The sequence below is a fragment of the Streptomyces sp. NPDC004658 genome (assembly GCF_040609555.1).
Classification (GTDB): Bacteria; Actinomycetota; Actinomycetes; order Streptomycetales; family Streptomycetaceae; genus Streptomyces.
The window spans coordinates 1-788 of record NZ_JBEXKG010000427.1; the positions used below are offsets into that span (position 1 = coordinate 1).

Annotated in this window: 2 protein-coding genes; both read left to right on the forward strand. The window is 67.3% G+C overall.

The genetic code is table 11. The features are described 5' to 3' along the window. On the forward strand, window positions 1–369 hold a 369-nt coding region (locus tag ABZV94_RS41880), incomplete at its 5' end, for a dihydrofolate reductase family protein (protein ID WP_356350392.1). A 230-nt stretch (window positions 370–599) separates the two neighbouring features. After that, window positions 600–788: DUF1062 domain-containing protein (locus tag ABZV94_RS41885; protein ID WP_356350394.1), on the forward strand; the 189-nt coding region annotated here is incomplete at its 3' end.

Sequence of the window (788 nt, forward strand, 5' to 3'; positions counted from 1 at the left end):
GTTCGCGATCCCTGGGTGACACGGATGAGGAGCCTGCCGACGACGGTGGTGTCGACCACGCTCGACGGTTCCCTCGACTGGCCGGACGCGACCGTCGCGAGTGGTGATGCCGTCGACGTCGTCGCCCGGCTCAAGGAGGAGTCCGAGGTGCCGTTGCGCTCGCACGGCAGCCTGTCGATGAACCGGGCGCTGATGGCCGCCGGTCTGGTGGACCGCGTCCAGGTGACGCTCTTCCCCGTGATCACCGGCCGGACGGGGCAGGACCCGATCTTCAAGGGCGCGGCCGACTTCGACCTTGAGCTGATCGGCCACCGCACGCTCGACGACCACATCCAGGAGCTCACGTACCGGCCCACGCTGCATCCGTAGGCGGACGAGCCCGGCGAACGCCCCTGCGAGGAAACGGACTTCATCCTGCGGGAAATCCAGTGGTACGCCACCGCCGGACGCCGCTACCGTGCTGCCGAACCACGTCGCCCAGGCAAGGACGCCCCGTTGTACACCCTGTGAGACCTCCCAAGCGCTGAATCGTCGCGCGTCGCGCATGTGCGCCGCGCTCCTTCTTGCTGCGGTCTTCTCACTGAAACCGGTGTACTTCTGTGCTCAAAACCTGGGTGGTCACTCCCACCTGCCTTCCTCTCGTCGTCCGTCGCTGCCACGTGTGCGCGTCCGATCGCTTCCGGACGGACGGCAAGTTCCGCGTCAACGCACACCACAAGCTCCTCGACGCCTGGCTCCTCGCGCTCTGCACTGCTTGCGGGGGGACGACGAAGCTCACGGTCCTGGAG